The following is a 19771-nucleotide window of genomic DNA, read 5'->3' as shown; positions in this document are numbered from 1 at the left end:
CTGCCTAGCCCTTCAGCACTTCGGCCAAAGTCCGGCCGATCCGCGCCGGCGACTTCGACACGCGGATACCCGCTGCCTCCATCGCCGCGATCTTGTCTTCAGCGCCGCCCTTACCGCCCGAAATTACGGCGCCAGCATGGCCCATGGTGCGGCCCTTGGGGGCCGTCAGGCCCGCGATGAAGCCGGCCATCGGCTTCCTGCGGCCGCGCTTGGCTTCGTCGATCAGGAACTGCGCTGCGTCTTCCTCGGCCGAACCGCCGATTTCGCCGATCATGATGATCGACTTGGTAGCTTCGTCGGCGAGGAACATTTCGAGCATGTCGATGAACTCGGTGCCCTTGACCGGGTCGCCGCCGATACCGACGGCAGTGGTCTGGCCGAGGCCTTCATTGGTGGTCTGGAACACGGCTTCATAGGTAAGCGTGCCCGAACGCGAAACAATGCCCACCGAGCCCTTGGAGAAGATCGAGCCCGGCATGATGCCGATCTTGCATTCTTCCGGCGTCAGCACGCCCGGGCAGTTCGGCCCGATCAGCCGCGACTTCGATCGTTCGAGCTTGGCCTTGACCCGAACCATGTCGAGCACCGGCACGCCTTCGGTGATGCAGACGATCAGCGGGATTTCCGCATCGATGGCTTCTTCGATGGCGGCGGCCGCACCGGCTGGCGGCACATAGATCACCGAAGCATTGGCGCCAGTCCTTTCCTTGCCTTCGGCGACCGAGCCAAAAATCGGCAGTTCGGTACCGTCGACACCGGAAGACCAGGTCTCCCCGCCCTTCTTGGGGTGCGTGCCGCCCACCATCTTGGTGCCGTAATAGGCCAGCGCCTGTTCGGTGTGGAACGTGCCGGTCTTGCCGGTCAGGCCCTGTACGAGAACGCGGGTGTCTTTGTTGACGAGGATGGACATGAACTTTCCTACAGTCGATTGAGTTCGGTGACGGTCAGCGCGCTTGCCGCATTGCCGGTATTGATAGTGGTCGAGGGTTCGACCATGAGCACGATCGGCTCGTGGGTCAGCGCACGCGGCCGATGCTCGACCGCGCGGGGCACGACTATGAAATCGCCCTCTGCCAGTTCGACCACGCCGTCGCGAAAATCGATGGCGATACGGCCCTTGAGTACGAGAAAACCTTCATCCTCGTTCTCATGGGCATGCCAGTCGAAAACCTCGCCAAACTTGGCGATCTTGACCTGGGACTCGTTGATGTCGCCGGCAATATGGGGCTGCCAGACGCCCTTGATCTGGTTTTCGGCAGCGCTCACGAGGCTGATTTTGCGCGGAACGGCCATGCTAGTTGCTTGCCTCTGCCTTGGGCGTAGCGATGGACAGCTGCACCACGAATGCCTCCTGGCTCCAATGCGCCAGCAGAAGCCGGTTGGTGGCGCCATTGGCGCCAGTCAGGCTGGCAAAGCTGCCATCCCCGTTCTGGATGGCTTCGCCTTCATAGCGATCGAGCTGCTGGATGGCCTGGATCAGGCTCTGCCCGTCGCCAGCCGGCTCGGCCACATCCACGCGGCAATAGCCGAACGTATTCTGCGGATAGCTTTCCACCAGCGCGAACATATTGGCATAGCCCAGTCCGGGCACGTCCTTGCTGCCGGCATAGGATTTGACAAAGGGGCTTTCGCTCTCCTGGTCATAGGCATCCCAGCCCTTGGCAATTGCCGCTTCCACGGCCAGGACGTCGCCGGCAGCGAACGTCTCGCACATTTCCAGCACCTGCACGCTTTGCGGCGTAGCAGCTGCCTTGACCTTGCCCTGCGCCATCACCGGAGTGATGCACAGGGCTAAGGCGACGATGAGTGCGAAGCCGGCGCGCATGGCGCTAGCCCTGCACTGCCTTGACGATCTTCTGGGCGGCATCATCGAGGTCGTCGGCCGAGATCACGTTGAGGCCGGACTGGTCAAGAATGGCCTTGCCTTCCTTGACATTGGTGCCTTCCAGGCGAACCACCAGCGGCACCTGCAGACCCACTTCCTTGACCGCGGCAATCACGCCCTCGGCGATCACATCGCAGCGCATGATGCCGCCGAAGATGTTGACCAAGATGCCCTTCACCGCCGGATCGGCCGTGATGATCTTGAACGCTGCCGTGACCTTCTCCTTGGAGGCGCCGCCGCCCACGTCGAGGAAGTTCGCGGGCTCTGCGCCATAGAGCTTGATGATGTCCATGGTGGACATGGCCAGGCCCGCCCCATTGACCATGCAGCCGATATTGCCGTCCAGCGCCACATAGGCGAGGTCATACTTGGACGCTTCGATTTCCTTGGCGTCTTCTTCGCTGAGGTCGCGCAGGGGTTTGAGCTCTTCGTGGCGGAACGCCGCGTTGTTGTCGAAGCTCACCTTGGCGTCGAGCACGCGCAGATGCCCGTCGGTCATCACGATCAGCGGATTGACCTCGAGCAGGCTCATGTCGGTCTCGACAAATGCCTTGTAGAGGATCGGGAACAGCTTGGCGGCGTCGGTCTTGGCGTCGCCTTCGAGTGCCAGCGCCGCAACGATGGTGGCCACATCGGCTTCGGTGACGCCGGCGGTCGGGTCGATATCGACGGTGATGATCTTCTCGGGCGTGTGCTCGGCAACCGCCTCGATATCCATGCCGCCTTCGGTCGAAACCACGACCGACACCCGGCCGCTCTCGCGATTGACCAGCAGCGAACAATACAGCTCGCGGGCAATGTCAGCGCCGTCTTCGATATAGAGGCGGTTGACCTGCTTGCCGGCGTCGCCGGTCTGCTTGGTCACCAGCGTATTGCCCAGCATTTCCTTGGAGAACGCGACCACGTCGTCGATGGTCTTTGCGAGACGCACGCCGCCCTTGGCATCAGGCCCGAGTTCCTTGAACTTGCCCTTGCCGCGTCCGCCGGCATGGATCTGGCTCTTGACCACATAGAGCGGCCCCGGCAGCGACTTGGCGGCCGCCTCGGCTTCGTCTGCCGAAAAGATCGCCACGCCAGCCGCAACCGGCGCGCCATAGCCCTTGAGCAGTTCCTTGGCCTGGTGTTCATGGATATTCATTGTCTTGACCCTTCGGGTGAAATTCTAGTGCCGACTTGTACATTCGGCGTCTCAGTCAGCCTTCCCTCCCCCTTGAGGGGAGGGATCGAGGGTGGGGGTGGCGGGGTTTGGCGCAGAAGCACAACGACCCCCTCCCCCACCCCTCCCCTCAAAGGGGGAAGGGAACCCTCCTGCGGTGGCAGTCTCAGGCGAGCTTGGGCGCGATCTTCTTGCAGGCCTCGATCAAGCCTTCGACTGACGCGACTGACTTGTCGAATGCCTTCTGCTCAGCCGAGTTCAGCGAGATTTCGATGATCTTCTCGGCGCCACCGGCACCGATCACCACCGGAACACCCACATAGGTGCCCTTCACGCCATACTGGCCATCCAGATACGCCGCGGCGGGCAGCACGCGCTTCTTGTCCTTGAGATAGCTCTCGGCCATCGCAATTGCCGAAGTGGCCGGCGCATAGAAGGCAGAGCCGGTCTTGAGCAGGCCGACAATCTCGGCGCCGCCATCACGCGTACGCTGGATGATGGCGTCGAGCTTTTCCTTGCTCATCCAGCCCATCTTGACGATGTCGGTGAGCGGGATACCGGCAACGGTCGAGTAGCGGGCCAGCGGCACCATGGTGTCGCCATGGCCGCCCAGCACGAAGGCATTGATGTCTTCGACCGAAACCTTGAGTTCGTCGGCGATGAAGTGGACGAAGCGCGAGGAGTCCAGCACGCCGGCCATGCCGATCACCTGGTTGGTGGGCAGGCCAGAAAACTTCTGCAGCGCCCAGACCATGGCGTCGAGCGGGTTGGTGATGCAGATGACGAAAGCCTTGGGCGCGTACTTGGCAATGCCTGCGCCCACCTGCTCCATCACCTTGAGGTTGATCTCGAGCAGGTCGTCGCGGCTCATGCCCGGCTTGCGCGGCACGCCGGCAGTGACGATGACCACGTCAGCGCCCTTGAGGTCTTCATACTTGGAGGTGCCGGTGATCTTGGCATCATAGCCTTCCACCGGAGCCGACTGGGAAATGTCGAGCGCTTTGCCCTGTGGCACGCCATCGACGATATCGAACAATACGATGTCGCCAAGGTCCTTGAGAGCTGCCAGGTGGGCGAGAGTTCCACCGATCTGACCCGAGCCGATAAGAGCGATCTTCTTGCGCGCCATTAGTCCTCATCCCAGACTGCGTTGAATTGGCGCACCTCTTAACCCCGTCGGTCCGGAGGGGCAAGTGAACCCTTCGTCGTAAAGCCGATTTGACCCTTGCTGATGAGCGAAGGGGTGGTGCCGGATGGGCAGGGCTTTGAGCTGTCCCGCAGGGCAAATCGCTCCGGTGGAGCGATTTGAGGCGAGAAGGCCATGAGGGCTGTGCCCGAATGGCGGTTTGCCTCCCCCAAACACAGTTCGTCACTCTCGGGCCTGACCCGAGGGCTCTACACTTGCTGAATGTCCGGTAAGTACAGATCCCTCGGGTCAGGCCCGAGGGCGACGAGCCAGTTCGATCGGGCCTTCCATGCTCGGTTCGTCCCGCAGCGCCTTGGCCAGGTATTCTTCCGACTGCATCTCGACCAGTCGCGATACCGTGCGCTGGAATTCAAACGCCGTCTTGTCGTCCTTGCCCAGTTGCTCGAGCGGCACCGCGAAGCTGGCCCCCAGCTTCACCCCGCGGTCGTAGAGATTGTCGATCAGCAGGATGAACCTTTTCGCCGCGTCAGATTTGGTGCGGCCCATCTGCGGCACGCCGTCGATGATGATCGAATCGAACTGATGGGAAATCCGGACGAAGTCGCGCGAGCCCAGCGGCTTCTCGCAGAGATCGGCAAAGCCAAACCGCGCTGCCCCCATCGCCACCAGCGGCACATGGATCTTCCGCCCGATGCTTTCGACCACATCCGGATGTCCCGGCTCACCACCGGTGATGCGCAGCCACAGCCGGTCCATCTCCGCCTTCACCTCCGGCCCGGTGCCATAGGCATAGACATGCTGGCCGGCAAACTTCATGCGGCGATAGTCCTGCGCCGCCGCTAGTCCCGCCACTGTTGTGTGTGTCTTGAGCAGCGCGATGAACGGCAGGAACAGCTGGCGATTGAGGCCATCCCTGTACAGCTCGTCCGGGATGACATTGGAGGTGGCGACCAGCGTAACGCCTTGCGCGAACAGCTTGTCGAACAGACGGTAGAGCAGCATGGCATTGGTGATGTCATGCACGTGAAATTCATCGAGGCACAGCAGCCGCAATCCAGATTTGACGATGGGCTTCACCACTGCCTCGACCGGATCGGCATCCTTGCCCTTGGCGCTCTTGCGGAATTTCGCCATGCCCGCATGGATCTCGTCCATGAACTCGTGGAAATGCACCCGCCGCTTTTGCTTGATCGGTACGGCGGCGAAGAACAGGTCCATAAGCATGGTCTTGCCCCGCCCCACCTCGCCATGGAGATAGAGCCCGCGCACCGGCGCGCCTTTGTCGAACAGCTTGCCGAGCAGCCCCTTGGGCTTGTCCGCCGCAAGCCCCGCCAGAACGCCATCCAATAGCGCTGCCGCCTCGCGCTGCGCCGGATCGGCCAGCACAACACCACGACCCACCAGCTCCGCGTAGGCGGTGCTGACGGGTCCGGTAGAAGCGACAGGGACGGAGCGTGCGGGGCGCGAAGGCAAACAGAAGGACTCTCAGCAGACCTCATCCTGAGCTTGTCGAAGGACGAGGTCGTGGCACGATGCGGGCACGACCTCGTGGTTCGACAGGCTCACCATGAGGTCTACTGGACATTGCGGCAGCACCGGAAGCGCAGAAGCCGGCCATTTGCAGGCCGGCTTCACCGAAAACTCAGCGCGACATGGAGATGGCCTGGCCACCACCCATGGTACCGATATAGCGGCCAGCACTCGGCGCGAGGAAAGCGGCGATATTGCCGTTGTCATCATAGAGCTGGAGTTGGCTGCCGACCTGCTGCCACCCGGTGACGGAGGCGATCTGCGGCACGGTGCAACCCGGGGCAGAGGCACGATAGTAGCTCGTACCGGTCTTGGCCGTCATTGGCAGGTTGATGCGGCAGGTGGCGGCGCCGGCCACCACATTCCATACCCCTTCGGGGCCGGCACTCATGCCGCCGGCAACTGGCTGGGCCAGTGGATCAAGCGAAACGATAGAGCCACCCGGATTGGCCGAGGTAGTAGGCGCTGCCATCGCCGTCTGGTTGGCTGGAACACCGCCCAGCACAGGCTGGCCGGAAAGGCCGGGCGCCACGGTGCCGGTCGCGCCGAGAGCGGGCAGCGTGCCCTGCTGCACGGTCGATGTTTGCACCGGCTGCAACTGGGCCGGAGCCCCGATCGTATTGAGGTTGGCTGTATTAGAACCGGTAGATTGGCACGCCGCCAGCACAACGGCGATTGCCGCCACGCCCACCGCGGACAACGATCCGCGCATCCAAACCGTCATGGGTTCGCTCCTGCCCTAAGGCTTAATAAAGGTTAACAGCTGGGCTGGCTTATAGCCAAAGCCCGCGCTGCGTTCAACCGCCCGGTCCGCACTCGAGCAAAGGCACATCAATATGGCCTTTATGGGTCGGGCGTTGCCATCTCCTTCAACAGTTCCGCGGCCAGGACAGTTGCATCACCGGCCTCTTCCTCGGGCACCTGCACCGGCACGCCGTCTGGGCCAAACAGATTCGGCACTCCCGGCAACCCGCCCTCACCCTGTTCCAGTGGATGAAATCCATAGGCCCGCAATGCCACTTCGAGCGCCCTGGCCATGGACGCATTCTTGGCTTTGGCAATGATCTGGTAGGCCATGAAGGCTCCTCGTTGTCGCCCGATCCTGCCGGGAGTGGGTTTGATGGGCAAGGATTATTGCGCGGCCACTGGCGCGATCTCTCAGTCGACACCTCCCCCTTGCGGGCTTGAGAGCGGCCCCAACGGGCAAGATTGCTCCAGCGGAGCAATCTTAGCGATCAAGGCCATGAGAGCTGTGCTCGAATGGCAAGATCAAGGGTGGGGGATGTTTAGGCCGGATATCGGGGCTCTCGTGCCCTCTCCTAGTCTCCCTTTGATGGGGAATTACGCGCGGGGTGGTGGATCGGCTTCGTGCCCCTTCCAACCGCCATTCGGGCATAGCCCTCATGGCCTTCTCGCCTCAAATCGCTCCACTGGAGCGATTTGCCCTGCGGGACGGTTCGAAGCTTGCTAAGCCTTCATCAAAGTGATGCACTTGGCTCAAGCCGTTTCACCGCATGGTGATTTGCTGGCGGAACGGCCCAGCGCTTAGCTCCACGCAAACTCGTCTGCCCGGAGACCCGATGGGCGCCTACATCCTCCGCCGCCTGTTGCTGATGATCCCGACCGTCTTCGGCATCATGGCCATCTCTTTCATCATCACCCAGTTCGCCCCCGGCGGCCCGGTCGAGCAGGCCCTCGCCAATCTCTCCGGCCAGAATTCCTCGATTGCCGAGCGCATCTCGGGCGGCGGTGGCGGCGACCTCGGAGGCCAGGCGCCCCAGACCCAGCAGGGCGGCTCGACCTATCGTGGCAGCCAGGGCCTGTCGCCCGACCTGGTCGCTCGCATCGAAAAGCAGTTCGGCTTCGACAAGCCCCCGCTCGAACGCTTCGGTATGATGCTTTGGAACTATCTCCGCTTCGATTTCGGCGACAGCTACTATCGCGACATCTCCGTCATCGACCTTGTGCTCGAAAAGATGCCGGTCTCCATATCGCTCGGCCTGTGGATGACCTTCATCGCCTATGGCATCTCGATCCCGCTTGGCATCAAGAAGGCCGTCACTGACGGCTCGCGCTTCGATATCTGGACCTCGACTGTGGTCATCATCGGCTACGCCATCCCCGGCTTCCTCGTCGCCATCGCGCTGATTGTGCTGTTCGCTGGTGGCAGCTTCTGGTCGATCTTCCCGCTACGCGGCCTCACGTCGCCGGGCTTTGACAGCTTCCCCTGGTGGCGGCAGATACTCGACTATTTCTGGCACCTGACCCTGCCCATCATCTCCATGGGCCTGGGCGCCTTCGCGACGACCACGCTGCTGACCAAGAACTCGTTCATCGACGAGATCGGCAAGCAATATGTCACCACCGCCCGCGCCAAGGGGCTGACGGAAAACCAGGTGCTCTATCGCCACGTCTTCCGCAATGCCATGATGCTGATCATCGCCAGCTTTCCCGGCGCCTTCATCGGCGCCTTCTTCGGCGGCTCGCTGCTGATCGAGACCATCTTCTCGCTCGATGGCCTGGGCCTGCTCGGCTTCCAGTCGGTGGTCAGCCGCGACTATCCGGTGGTCTTTGCCACGCTCTACATCTTCTCCCTGCTCGGGCTGGTCATCGCGCTGATCTCGGACCTCGCCTATATGTGGGTCGATCCGCGCCTCGATTTCGAAAGCCGCGAAGTATGAGCGAGATGGCGACACAGGCCGCGGCCATCGAGGCGCCGCGCAACCGCTTGCTCTCCCCACTCAGCGCGCGCCGGCTCGCCAATTTCCGCGCCAATCGCCGCGGCTACTGGTCGCTGTGGATTTTCCTCGCGCTATTCCTGGCCACCCTCGGCTCCGAATTCATCGCCAACGACAAGCCCATCATCGCCTCCTACAAGGGCGAACTGCTGTTTCCCGCCTTTGTCGACTACCCCGAATCCAGGTTCGGAGGCTTCCTCGCCATCACCAATTACCGCGACGACTTCATCGCTGCCGAGATTGAAGCCAATGGCTGGGCCATCTGGCCGCCGATCCGCTTCAGCTACGGCACGGTCGATGGCTTCCTGCCCTATTCCGGCGCCGTCGCGCCCAGCTGGATCATGACCCAGGCCGAAAACTGCGCCCGCTATCCGCTGCAGGCGGCCGACCCCAATTGCCATCGGGGCAATTATCACTGGCTCGGCACCGATGCCAGCGGTCGCGATGTCGTCGCGCGGCTGCTCTACGGCTTCCGCATCTCGATCCTGTTCGGCCTGACGCTGACCATTCTCTCCTCGGTCATCGGCGTCGTCGCCGGCGCCGTGCAGGGCTATTTCGGCGGCTGGGTCGACCTGCTGTTCCAGCGCTTCATCGAGATCTGGACCTCCATCCCCGCCCTCTATCTGCTGCTCATCATCTCCTCGGTCATCGCCCCCAATTTCTGGGTTCTGCTGGGCATTCTGCTGCTCTTCTCCTGGGTCTCACTGGTCGGCATCGTGCGCGCCGAATTCCTGCGCGGCCGCAATTTCGAGTATATCGCCGCCGCCCGCGCCCTCGGCGTCTCCAACATCACCATCATGTTCCGCCACCTGCTGCCCAACGCCATGGTGGCGACGCTCACCTTCATGCCCTTCATTCTCTCCGGCTCCGTGGTCACTCTCACCTCGCTCGACCTGCTCGGCTTCGGCCTGCCCCCCGGCTCGCCCTCGCTCGGCGAATTGCTGGCCCAGGGCAAGAACAACCTCCAGGCGCCCTGGCTCGGTCTCACCGGCTTTTTCACCATCGCGACCATGATGACCCTGCTGGTCTTCGTCGGTGAAGCCGTCCGCGATGCCTTCGATCCGCGAAAGTCGATCGCATGACCGCGCCCCTCCTCTCTATCCGCGATCTCACCATTGCCTTCGGCGCCAATGCGGCCACGCGCAACATCGCCCTGGACATCGCTCCCGGCGAAACGGTCGCCCTGGTCGGCGAAAGCGGCTCCGGCAAATCCGTCACCGCTCTCTCCATCCTCAGGCTCCTGCCGGCCACGGCGCAGGTCACCGGCCAGATCCTGTTCAAGGGCCAGGACCTCGTCACCGCGCCGCCCGGCGAACTGCGGGCCGTGCGCGGCAACGATATCTCGATGATCTTTCAGGAACCGATGAGCTCGCTCAATCCGGTGCACACCGTCGAGCGCCAGATTGGGGAAGTCCTCGCCATTCATCGGGGCCTGCGCGCCACCGCCGCCCGCAAGCGCACGCTCGAACTGCTCGACGCCGTCGGCATTCCCGATCCGGCCAGTCGTCTCGCTGCCTATCCGCACCAGCTCTCGGGCGGCCAGCGCCAGCGCGTCATGATCGCCATGGCCCTGGCCAACGAGCCCGACCTGCTGATCGCCGACGAGCCCACCACGGCCCTCGATGTCACCGTGCAGGCGCAGATTCTCACCCTGCTCAAGGACCTGCAGAGCCGCCTTGGCATGGCCATGCTGTTCATCACCCACGATCTGGGCATTGTCCGACGCATCGCCGACCGCGTCTGCGTCATGACCAATGGCGAAATCGTCGAAACCGGCCCGGTCGCGCCGCTCTTTGCCGATCCGCAGCACGCCTATACGCGGCACCTCCTCGCCGCCGAGCCGCGGGGAGTCCCGCCACTCTCCGATCCCGCCGCCCCTTCCATCGTCGATGTCACCGACCTCAAAGTCTGGTTCCCCATCAAACGCGGCATCTTCAAGCGCACCGTGGGCCACATCAAGGCCGTGGACGGCGTCGATCTCTCCATTCGCCGCGGCGAGACCCTCGGCGTCGTGGGCGAAAGCGGCTCCGGCAAATCCACCCTCGGCTATGCGGTCCTGCGCCTCCTGCCCTCCGATGGCCGTATCGTCGTCCTTGGCAACGAGATCCACGCCCGCTCCTGGAAAGCCATGCGCCCGCTGCGCGCCGATATGCAGATCGTCTTCCAGGACCCCTATGGCTCTTTGAGCCCCCGCCTCTCGGTCGATCGCATCATTGGTGAAGGCCTTGCCGTCCACGCGCCGCAAATCGGCGCGAAAGAGCGCGATGCCCGCGTCGTCAAGGCGCTCGAAGAGGTCGGTCTCGCCCCGGATACCCGCTTCCGCTACCCCCACGAATTCTCTGGGGGCCAGCGCCAGCGCATCGCCATCGCCCGCGCCATGGTGCTCGAACCCAAATTCGTCGTGCTCGACGAGCCCACCTCGGCGCTCGACGTCTCCATCCAGGCCCAGGTGGTCGATCTGCTGCGCGACATCCAGCAGCGGCGCGGCCTCACCTACATGTTCATTTCTCACGATCTCAAGGTCGTGCGGGCCCTGGCCAATCAGCTCATCGTCATGCGCAATGGCAAGATTGTCGAACAAGGATCCGCCGCCGATATCTTTGCCGCGCCACAGTCCGAATATACCCGCGCGCTCATGGCCGCCGCCTTCGATCTGGCCGTTGTCCACCCGCAAAGTCTTGATCCGGCGCCCCCTGTCACGCCATGACGATTGCGCCTAGTCTGCTGTCATCAAACTGCAATCCCGGAGCCGTCCGATGAAGTTCGCACCCCTCCTCGCCGCCGCCGGCCTGCTGCTCGCTTTCATGGCCCCGGCGCTGGCCCAGACCCCGACCGATGTCTGGGTCCACGCGGATTCCCTGACCGATAGCCCCAAATATCCCGAGGGCTTCACCCATTTCGACTACGTCAATGTCGATGCCCCCAAGGGCGGCACGGTGCGGATGGGCGACATGGGGGGCTTTGATACCTTCAACCCCATCCTGCCCAAGGGCGAAGTCGCCGGCGGCATCGGCCTGCTCTACGAAACCCTGCTGACCCCCTCCTTGGACGAGGTCAACACCTCCTATGGCCTGCTGGCCGAAGCCATGAAGGTGGCGCCCGACTATGACTCGGTCACCTTCCGCATGGACCCCGACGCCAAATGGCACGATGGCGAGCCTGTGACGGCCGAGGACGTCGTCTGGTCCTTCGACAAGACGCGCGAGCTCAGCCCCAACTACGCTCAATATTACGCCAATATCACCAAGGCCGAAGTCACCGCCCCCGGCGAGGTCACCTTCAGCTTCGACCAGACCGGCAATCGCGAACTGCCCCACATCCTCGGCCAGGTCCTGGTCATGCCCCGACATTGGTGGGAGGGCACCGACGCAAGCGGTAAGCAGCGCGACATCGCCGAATCCACCCTCGAGCCGCCACTCGGCTCCGGCCCTTATCGTCTCGACAGCTTCGATGCCGGCCGCACCATTTCCTACAAGCGCGTCGAGGATTACTGGGGCGCCGATCATCCCACCCAGGTCGGTACCAACAATTTCGACGAATACGTCATCGAGTATTTCCTCGATGAGACCGTCTGGTTCGAAGCCTTCAAGGGCGACCAGTTCGACTGGTGGAACGAATACACTGCCCGCCGCTGGGCCACCGCATTCGATTTTCCCGCCGTCCAGCAGGGCCGGATTGTGCAGGAGCTCTTCCCGCAGGACTATAACGGCAATGGGCTGATGGTCGGCTTCATTCCCAATCTGCGCCGTGAGAAATTCCAGGACCCGCTGGTGCGCGAAGCGCTGAATTACGCCTTCGACTTCGAGGCCCTCAACCAGACCCTGTTCTATGGCCAGTATGAGCGCGTCGACAGCTACTTCTTCGGCCTGCCCTTCGCCTCGACCGGCCTGCCCGAGGGCGAGGAGCTTGAGGTATTGAACTCAGTCAAGGACCTGGTGCCGCCCACGGTCTTCACCGAGCCCTATACCAACCCGGTCAGTGGCGATCCGGCCAAGCTGCGCGCCAATCTGCGCACCGCGCTCGATCTGTTCACCCAGGCCGGTTACACACTCAACGGCACCCAGCTGGTCGATGCCGATGGCCAGCAGCTGACCATCGAAATCCTCAGCAATCAGCCGACGCTCGAGCCCATGTTCCAGAACCTGGTCAACAATCTGGGGCAGATCGGCGTCACCGCCACCATTCGCCTTGTCGACGCGCCGCAATATATCAATCGCCTGCGCAGCTTCGACTACGACATGATCTACACCCAGTGGCGGCAGTCCTTCTCGCCCGGCAATGAGCAGCGCTTCTTCTTCGGCTCGTCAACCGCCAATGAGGAAGGCTCGCAGAACTATGCCGGCATCGCCGATCCTGGCATCGATGCCCTCATCGACAAGCTGGTCATAGCCGATGACCGCGACACCCAGTTGGCCATCACCGCCGCGCTGGATCGCACCCTGCTGCATCACCACTATGTTGTCCCAGGCTACACCCTGCGCAACGCCCGCATCGCTCGCTGGGACCGCTTCAGCCACCCCGAAACCCTGCCGGAATTCTCCTCGGGCTTCCCCACCATCTGGTGGTGGGACGCCGAAAAGGCGGCCAAGACGGGTGGGGCGCAGTAGGGCTTGTTGGTGCGGGCACACATCAACCCAGCCCACTGCTCGTCACCCTCGGGCTTGACCCGAGGGCTCTTCACTTGCCAGGCCTTGACCGAAGTACAGAGCCCTCGGGTCAAGTCCGAGGGTGACAATCCAGTTTGGTTGAGCTGATAAGGCAAGCCAGTAGCACCGGCACTAATAGTCCCGCTCGTAGAACACACCCAGGCTCGAATTGCCGTCCTGCCCGGCGGCGCCCGTCACCTTGAGATCATCGGTCACATCAAGGTTGATCGTCACCTTGTTCTGCCCATTGGCCCCGGCCTGTACACCCAGATAGACATTGTCCTGGATATAGGTCCCCGCCTGCACCGCAACATTGCCGCTGTCGTCGGTGACGATATCGAGGTCGGCCAGCCCGGCCGCGCCACGCAGGCTGTCGACCAGCCCGCCACCGCCGCCGCCCACCAGTTCGGCCGCCGCGCCGGCCAGCCGGGCCAGTTGCAGGGGCGAGAGCTCGCCCATCGAGCGGTTGAAGATCAGCCGGCTCAGCACTTCGTCCTGCGGCAGCGCCGGGCTTGAGCTGAACGTCACATTGATATCCGATGCACGGCCAGAGACGGTTACGAACACCGTAATCCCCTCCCCTTCGGTACGCGCCACCAGGTTGAGGAACGGATCGAGATCGCCCACCAGCGTCACCGTACCGCTCTCGAACGTCACGCGCTGCCCCAGGATCGAAAGCCGCCCGCGATTGAGCGAGAAGCCGCCCACCGGCTGGATATCGTTGATCGGCCCGGTCAGCCGCACCGTTCCGCCCATTTCGGCGTCCAGCCCACGACCGCGGATGAAGATCTGGTTGGGCGCGCTGAGATTGATGTCAAGCACCAGCCCCGCCGGCCGGCTCTGCGGAATGGGCGCGCCACTGCGGTCGTCAATTCGCGCCCGCGCCAGGGTCTGCTCCACTGCCGGCGGCGCGCGCACATGCTCGACGTCGATCAACTGCGCCCCGCCGCCGAAATTCTCCGGCACGGTGATGTTGGCTTCCTCAACCAGCACGTCGCCGCTCAGCAAGGGCGAGCCGGTGAGGTTCCCCGTCAGCGCCAGATTGCCCGAGAGCGTCGCGACGAACAGATTGCCATCGGCATAGCGCGCCGAATTGAGCGCCACGCGCAGATCGGCCGGAAAACCACCCGACAGACCGATTGAACCCGACGCCGAAACCGTTCCGCCCGTCGCCAGGCTGCCTGCAAGGTTCTCGACCACCAGATTGTTGCCATTGAGGCTCGCCGAACCGCTGACGCCCTGCAGCCGCAGATTGAGTTCGGGATCGACATAGCCGGCCCCGCTGGTCGAAACCCGTCCGCCAAATTGCGGGCTGGCAAGGCTCCCCGTCACCCGCGCATCCAGCGTCAGCACACCGCTCAGCTGCCCGCCGCGGTCGGCGACAAAGCGGTTGCCCAGCGCCAGCGGTGCCGAGCCCTGCAGCGCCAGATTGAGCCCATTGCCTTCCAGCGGCACACTGCCCGAACCACTGATCGTCAGCCCGCCCGAACCATTGGCGCTCAGCGAGGCCAGCGTCACCGTGCCATTGCGGAATGTCCCATTCGCAGCAGCCGTCAGCGGCGCAATGCCGAATTCGCGGATCGCAGCAGCATTGACGCCCTCGGCCCGCGCCTCAAAGCTCACCTGCGGATCGCTGCCGGTCCCGGTAATGCTCGCGCGTCCATTGAGTGTGCCCGCCAGTTGCAGGTCGGGCACCACGGCATTGGCGATCGACAGCGGTAGCGAATTGATCTCAAGCGCAATACCCAGCGTTTCACCTGCCGATCCGGTCGCGGTGACCGAACCCGATCCAACGTCGAATCGCACGGCATCCACAGCCACGCTGGAGCCCGTCACCTGCAGCACGGTCGGCTGCGCCAGCCGCGCCGATAGCGCGCCCTGCCGCAGTTCGGCCCGGTCCACCGCAAGGCTATAGCCGTCCGAGACCGGTGTCAGTGACCCGGCTATATCCACATCCGTGCCCGTCGCCAGCGCCGCCTGCGCGTCGAACGCAGTCGTCGCGCCACTCTGAGTCGCCCGCGCCGTCAGCCTGTCGATATCGACACCCGCCGCCGACACGTCGCTGGCATTGGCCGCGCCATCCACCACCGGCACGCCGAACAGGTCCGCCACCGTCGCATTGATATCGGCCGCCCCGACTGCAATATCGTTGACCACCAGCCCGCGCACATCGCCACGCACCGTCGCGCCCTGCTTGCCCTCGACCGGCGCCAGCGTCACCTCGGCATTGACGGCCCCTTCGGCATCGAGCAGCGCCAGTGCTGCCGGCACTGACACGTCGGGCGACACCATGGTCAACCCGCCATCGATCAACCCGGTCAGCAGCGTCCGCGTCAGCCCGCCGGTGATCCGCGTCCCTGCCGCCTGAAAGTCGATGGCACCCAGCGATTGCGCGCTCGGCGTCAGACTGACGTCGGCCGCCAGTGTGGTGCGGAATCCGTCCAGAGATCCGGCGCCAGCAATCTTGCCGTCGAGCCGGTCGACATTGTAGCGCCCCACAAAGCCGACCTGGCCGTCGCGTAACGCCCGCCCGGCCAGTTCGCCACTGGCGACACGCGCATCGAGATTGAGATCGATCACACTCTCGGCGCCCTTGGCCGTGCCCACCACCGCGAGCGCGCCGCTCGCCTGGTCCGACAACAGCGCCAGGTCGCTCAGGTCCAGGTTGAAAGTGAAATCGGCCAGCGCGCTGGCATAGGTGCCATCGGCCAGGATCTGCACCTGCTGGTTGGCGATGCGGAAATTCTCCGCCGTCAGCCCGGCCTCGGTGCGGGCCACCCGACCGCTCAGCTCGACCGTCCCGGCCAGCAGCCGGTCGGCAATTTCGTCATCGATCGCCAGATTGCTGCCCGTACCGTCCAGCGTCAGGTCGAACCCGCCGCTCAGCGGCATGATCGAGCCGCTGGCCCGCAGCGCCAGCCCCCCATCCAACTCGCGTCCCGCGAGCCCCGAGAAGGGCGCAATGCTCGACGTCTCAAGATTGATGTCGCCGATAAAATCAAAACCGTCCAGCTGCCCGGCCAGCGCCGCCGTCAGCGCGGCGCCCGCCACACGGAACTCAGCCAGCTGCACCGGCTCGCCAGCATTCCACAGCCCGGCAATGCCGATACCGATGCTGTCGCCCAGCGCCGCCCGGACCTCATCGGAGCCCGCGATCCCCGAGACCGTTCCATCGCCATTGAAGGTCAGCCGGCGCGCTGTCGGATCGTCCAGCGCCGATGCGACGCCGCCCAGCGTCAGCGCCACGGTGTCCGCGGCAAAGCCCGGCTGCTCGAAATCCTTTACCGCCAGATTGGCCGACCAGTTGGTGGCGCTATCGCCGGCCTGCCCGCCATAGTCGATGCTCAACTGCGCCGAACCCAGCCGCGTCGCGCTGCCCGGCACCGGCAGGATCACCTGTCCGCCTGCCGTATCGGCGACCACCGCGTTCAGCGTCAGCGACCTCAGGAAATTGTCCGGCGTCGTCTCCGCCGCCCCTTCTAGTGAAAGCTGCCCGCCGGTCAGCCGTAGCCCGGTAACGGAAATCCCGCCCTCGGACCGCACCAGCGCATTGGCCGTCAGCGCCGTCTCGGCGCCGAAGAACGGCCGATAGGGTTCGGCGATCAGCGTCGACAGCGGCCCACGCAAATCGGCGGCTATGGCAATGCCCTCCGCCAGCTGGCTGACCGTGGCTAGCCCCGACAGCGCCGTCTGCCCATTGGCCAGCAACACCAGATCACCGCGCAAGTCGGTCACCGGCCCAGTGCCCGCCAGCATCAGCGTCACTGCGGGCCTGTTCTCGATATTGAGCAGGTTGGCGATGACACCGTTTTCCGGCTCCACCAGCGACAGGTTCACATCGACCACATTGTCGGCCCGCTGATAGGCCACATCTAGGTCGAGCGTCCCGCCCGGACCGTCCAGCCGCACGATATCCAGATTGGCATCGAGATTGCCGCCCTCCAGCGTCAGCGCCCCGGCCAGCGAAATTTCCGAACCCAGCCCGAACACGTTCTCGCCGAACGTCACCGAGGGTACGCTCAGTTCCTCAAAGATGATCGCCACCGGAAATTCCGGTACCGCGAGCCCGCCCGCTTCCGGCGGCGGCAAGTCCACCGCCCCCTCGGCCGGCACGGCATTGCGGATATAGTCGATGGAATCGGCCTTGATCGAGCGCACTTCCAGCCGCCCGGTGAACAGAGCCGCCTGATTCCAGTTGAGCGTGGCATTGTTGACGCGCAGCCAGACCCCTTCGGTGTCCGAGATGGTGATCTCGCGCACCGAGACGTCCGAACCGAGGAAGCCCTCGATATTGGACAGCCTGATCTGCCGTTCCGGCGTCGACAACTGGTCCTGGACGAAACTGGTCAGCCAGTCCTTCTGCTCTTCATTGTTCATCGACAGCACGTCCTGCGCCACAATGGCAGCAGGCACGGCCAGCCCGACCAGCACGAACAGGAGGACGATCAGCCGCCGCGGCAATGCGTAGAGCCGGGCCATCAGAAGGCCTGCCCTATGCCGACATAGAGCGCATAGTCGGGGTCGCCCGCCCGCTTGTTGAGCGGCACGGCCACGTCCAGCCGCAGCGGCCCCAGCCCGGTATAATAGCGCACGCCGACGCCCGCCCCGATCCGCAGATCGGTCAGCGCCGGAAACACGTCGGCCGCCACATAGCCGCCGTCGACGAAGCCGACCACGCCGATATCCTCGGTCACCTTGGCCCGCGCCTCGATCGAGGCTTCCAGCAGGTAGCGCCCGCCGGTGATCACGCCCGCGCCATTGTCGACGCCGATGGATTTGAACCCATAGCCGCGCACAGAGCCGCCGCCGCCGGCAAAGAACAGCTTGTCGGGCGGGATTTCCGCCAGGCTCGGCCCCACCAGCGCCCCGACCTTCAGCCGCCCCGCCAGCACGAAGGGGTCATCTTCGCCAAAGCCGAAATAGGTGCGGCCCTCGACCGTCATCCGCGCCGCCGCATTGCCGTAGTTCAATTCATAGAAGGGCTCGAGATTGACCGCGCCATACCAGCCGCTGGTGGCGTCCACGCTGTCGTTGCGGAAATCCAATACCGCGCCACCATAGAGTCCGACGGTCTTGAAGTCGCGCGTGCCGAACGCGTCATCGAACCGGTTGATCTCGAACTGCGTCCCGCCTTCGAGCGTGATCTGGTCCGACAGCATATGCGTCAGCCCCACCCGCCCCGCCGCCGACGTTTCGCTATACGTCGGATAGATCGTTCGTTCCGCCGAGACGGCCGCGATGAGATCGGTATCAGGGGTAAACATCCCCGGCTTGGTGAAGGTGCCGCCAAAGAAATAGTCGAACTGCGCCGTGTCGATCGGCCAGGCAATGCTGGCCACCCGCGCATCGAGCCGCAAACGCTCGGCCTGCCCGAACAGGTTCCGCCACAGATGGAACGCTTCCAGCCCCAGCCCGTCCACGGTCGAATAATTCGCGCCCACGCCAAACCGCCGCCCCGGCAGTTCCTGCACGATGAGATTGTAGGGCAGCAGGCCATCGCTCCCGATCGCTTCGGCCGCTTCCAGCCGCGCCGCCCGGAACACTTCGAGCCGGTCGAGCCGTCGCTGCGCCAGCGCCAGCTCGTCGGGATCATATTCCTCGCCCTCGGTCAGTCCGGTCTGGCGCCGCACGAATTCGGGGTCCATCCGCTCCGTCCCGGTCACCGTCACCGCGCCGAACGCGGCCTTGGGGCCAGGATTGACCGTAATGGTCACATCGACCAGTTGCGAGGCATGGTCCGCCACCACGTCGCGGCTGACGATCGCCGCCTTGGCATGCCCCTGCTGCCGCCACGCCTCCAGCGCCAGTTGCTCGGCCCGCAGGATCACCGAAGACTTGGCGATTTCCCCTGTCCCAAAGCCTGCGCTCAACGGTGGCTCGACATGGTCGAAGGAATCGCTTGTCGGCACCGCCTGGTTGATCAGGTTGACGCTGCTGAACCGGAACAGCGGACCCGGATCGACGACCACGGCCACATCCACCGGATCGGGCAGGTCGACGTCTGGCGCCAGATTGGCCGCCTCCACCCCGCCGACGCGAATGCTCACCGTGCCGCCGTAGTGACCTTCATTGTAGAGCGCCGCGACGATCCGCCGATAATCACCCCGTGCCTTGGCCAAAAGGCCCGCGGCGCCCGAGGCAGGCTCGTTCTGGTCGGCTACCAGCGCCGAGGCATTGCGCACCGCGCTCTCGACGTCGCCCGTCGCATTGACTGTGATGATGACGGAATAGGGCTGCGGATCGGCGATCACCGCATCGGCGTCGCTCTCATCCTCGAAAAACTTCATGCCGAAGATTTCGAATGCAGCAACAGGCGCCGCCGTCACGCCGAAACCGGCCAGGGCAACACACAAGGCGCCAAAACTCGTTACCAGACGCGCGATATGCAGTGGACCAGTTCCCGCCCGTTACGCTTCAACCAGAAGGCAGAAGCCTGACTTTGCCCTCCGGGCAACAAGATTCAGTTAAGCACCTTGCCCGGCTGGGCTGACGCTGCGCGCCGCCCAACAGGCGTTCATTTCGTGGCGAGTTTAGGGCTGAGCCGTGGCGGGAACAACCTCAGGTCCGATTTGTCCCAAATTGTCGGGTACAATCGTGGCCGATGAGCAACGCAGGGCACCAAGGGAAACGCCCCGCCGGCTCGAGCTGTGCCGCCGAGCGGGCATTGAC

At 63.9% G+C, this 19771-nt stretch carries 14 protein-coding genes; 4 read left to right on the top strand and 10 right to left on the bottom strand.

Annotation, left to right across the window (positions count from 1 at the left end):
• Window positions 1–4 precede the first annotated feature (4 nt).
• From sucD to V6M52_RS05135, 8 genes are all read right to left on the bottom strand, one after another.
• A complete protein-coding gene (sucD, locus tag V6M52_RS05170; protein ID WP_332688016.1) occupies window positions 5–910 on the bottom strand; it encodes a succinate--CoA ligase subunit alpha in 906 nt (301 codons plus the stop codon).
• An 8-nt stretch (window positions 911–918) separates the two neighbouring features.
• Window positions 919–1293, bottom strand: a complete 375-nt coding sequence (locus V6M52_RS05165; protein WP_332688017.1) for a cupin domain-containing protein — start codon at window positions 1291–1293, stop codon at window positions 919–921.
• Between the two features lies 1 nt (window position 1294).
• Window positions 1295–1825, bottom strand: a complete 531-nt coding sequence (locus tag V6M52_RS05160) for a hypothetical protein (protein WP_332688018.1) — start codon at window positions 1823–1825, stop codon at window positions 1295–1297.
• A 4-nt stretch (window positions 1826–1829) separates the two neighbouring features.
• Window positions 1830–3023, bottom strand: a complete 1194-nt coding sequence (sucC, locus tag V6M52_RS05155; RefSeq protein WP_332700138.1) for an ADP-forming succinate--CoA ligase subunit beta — start codon at window positions 3021–3023, stop codon at window positions 1830–1832.
• A 184-nt stretch (window positions 3024–3207) separates the two neighbouring features.
• A complete protein-coding gene (mdh, locus tag V6M52_RS05150; RefSeq protein ID WP_332688020.1) occupies window positions 3208–4170 on the bottom strand; it encodes a malate dehydrogenase in 963 nt (320 codons plus the stop codon).
• A 306-nt stretch (window positions 4171–4476) separates the two neighbouring features.
• The gene (gene zapE, locus V6M52_RS05145) at window positions 4477–5589 is read right to left on the bottom strand and encodes a cell division protein ZapE (protein ID WP_442881815.1); all 1113 of its coding nucleotides are present in this window, start codon (window positions 5587–5589) and stop codon (window positions 4477–4479) included.
• A 241-nt stretch (window positions 5590–5830) separates the two neighbouring features.
• On the bottom strand, window positions 5831–6442 hold the full coding sequence (locus V6M52_RS05140) for an AprI/Inh family metalloprotease inhibitor (protein ID WP_332700130.1): 612 nt from the start codon (window positions 6440–6442) through the stop codon (window positions 5831–5833).
• 119 nt (window positions 6443–6561) lie between these two features.
• The gene (locus V6M52_RS05135) at window positions 6562–6795 is read right to left on the bottom strand and encodes a hypothetical protein (RefSeq protein WP_332700127.1); all 234 of its coding nucleotides are present in this window, start codon (window positions 6793–6795) and stop codon (window positions 6562–6564) included.
• A gap of 503 nt (window positions 6796–7298) precedes the next feature.
• Here V6M52_RS05135 and V6M52_RS05130 point away from each other — a divergent pair.
• Genes V6M52_RS05130 through V6M52_RS05115 form a run of 4 tightly spaced genes read left to right on the top strand, consistent with a single transcriptional unit; the run spans window position 7299 to window position 13063 of the window.
• Window positions 7299–8399, top strand: coding sequence for a microcin C ABC transporter permease YejB (locus tag V6M52_RS05130; RefSeq protein ID WP_332687455.1), 1101 nt, complete (start codon window positions 7299–7301; stop codon window positions 8397–8399).
• Window positions 8396–9538, top strand: a complete 1143-nt coding sequence (locus V6M52_RS05125) for an ABC transporter permease (protein WP_332700124.1) — start codon at window positions 8396–8398, stop codon at window positions 9536–9538. Before V6M52_RS05130 ends, V6M52_RS05125 begins: the two co-directional genes overlap by 4 nt.
• The gene (locus V6M52_RS05120) at window positions 9535–11163 is read left to right on the top strand and encodes an ABC transporter ATP-binding protein (RefSeq protein WP_332700121.1); all 1629 of its coding nucleotides are present in this window, start codon (window positions 9535–9537) and stop codon (window positions 11161–11163) included. The genes V6M52_RS05125 and V6M52_RS05120 overlap by 4 nt, the downstream gene beginning before the upstream one ends.
• 49 nt (window positions 11164–11212) lie before the next feature.
• Window positions 11213–13063 (top strand): extracellular solute-binding protein, encoded by a 1851-nt coding sequence (locus V6M52_RS05115; RefSeq protein ID WP_332700118.1) that lies wholly within the window; start codon window positions 11213–11215, stop codon window positions 13061–13063.
• A gap of 171 nt (window positions 13064–13234) precedes the next feature.
• Here V6M52_RS05115 and V6M52_RS05110 read toward each other — a convergent pair whose 3' ends face one another.
• The gene (locus V6M52_RS05110) at window positions 13235–17581 is read right to left on the bottom strand and encodes a translocation/assembly module TamB domain-containing protein (protein ID WP_332700115.1); all 4347 of its coding nucleotides are present in this window, start codon (window positions 17579–17581) and stop codon (window positions 13235–13237) included.
• Window positions 17581–19455: an autotransporter assembly complex protein TamA gene (locus tag V6M52_RS05105; RefSeq protein WP_332700112.1), complete on the bottom strand. Its 1875-nt coding sequence runs from the start codon at window positions 19453–19455 to the stop codon at window positions 17581–17583. The genes V6M52_RS05110 and V6M52_RS05105 overlap by 1 nt, the downstream gene beginning before the upstream one ends.
• Between the last annotated feature and the right edge of the window lie 316 nt (window positions 19456–19771).

The organism is Devosia sp. (assembly GCF_036676215.1).
Lineage (GTDB): Bacteria > Pseudomonadota > Alphaproteobacteria > Rhizobiales > Devosiaceae > Devosia.
This window is presented reverse-complemented; position numbering and strand designations above follow the sequence as displayed.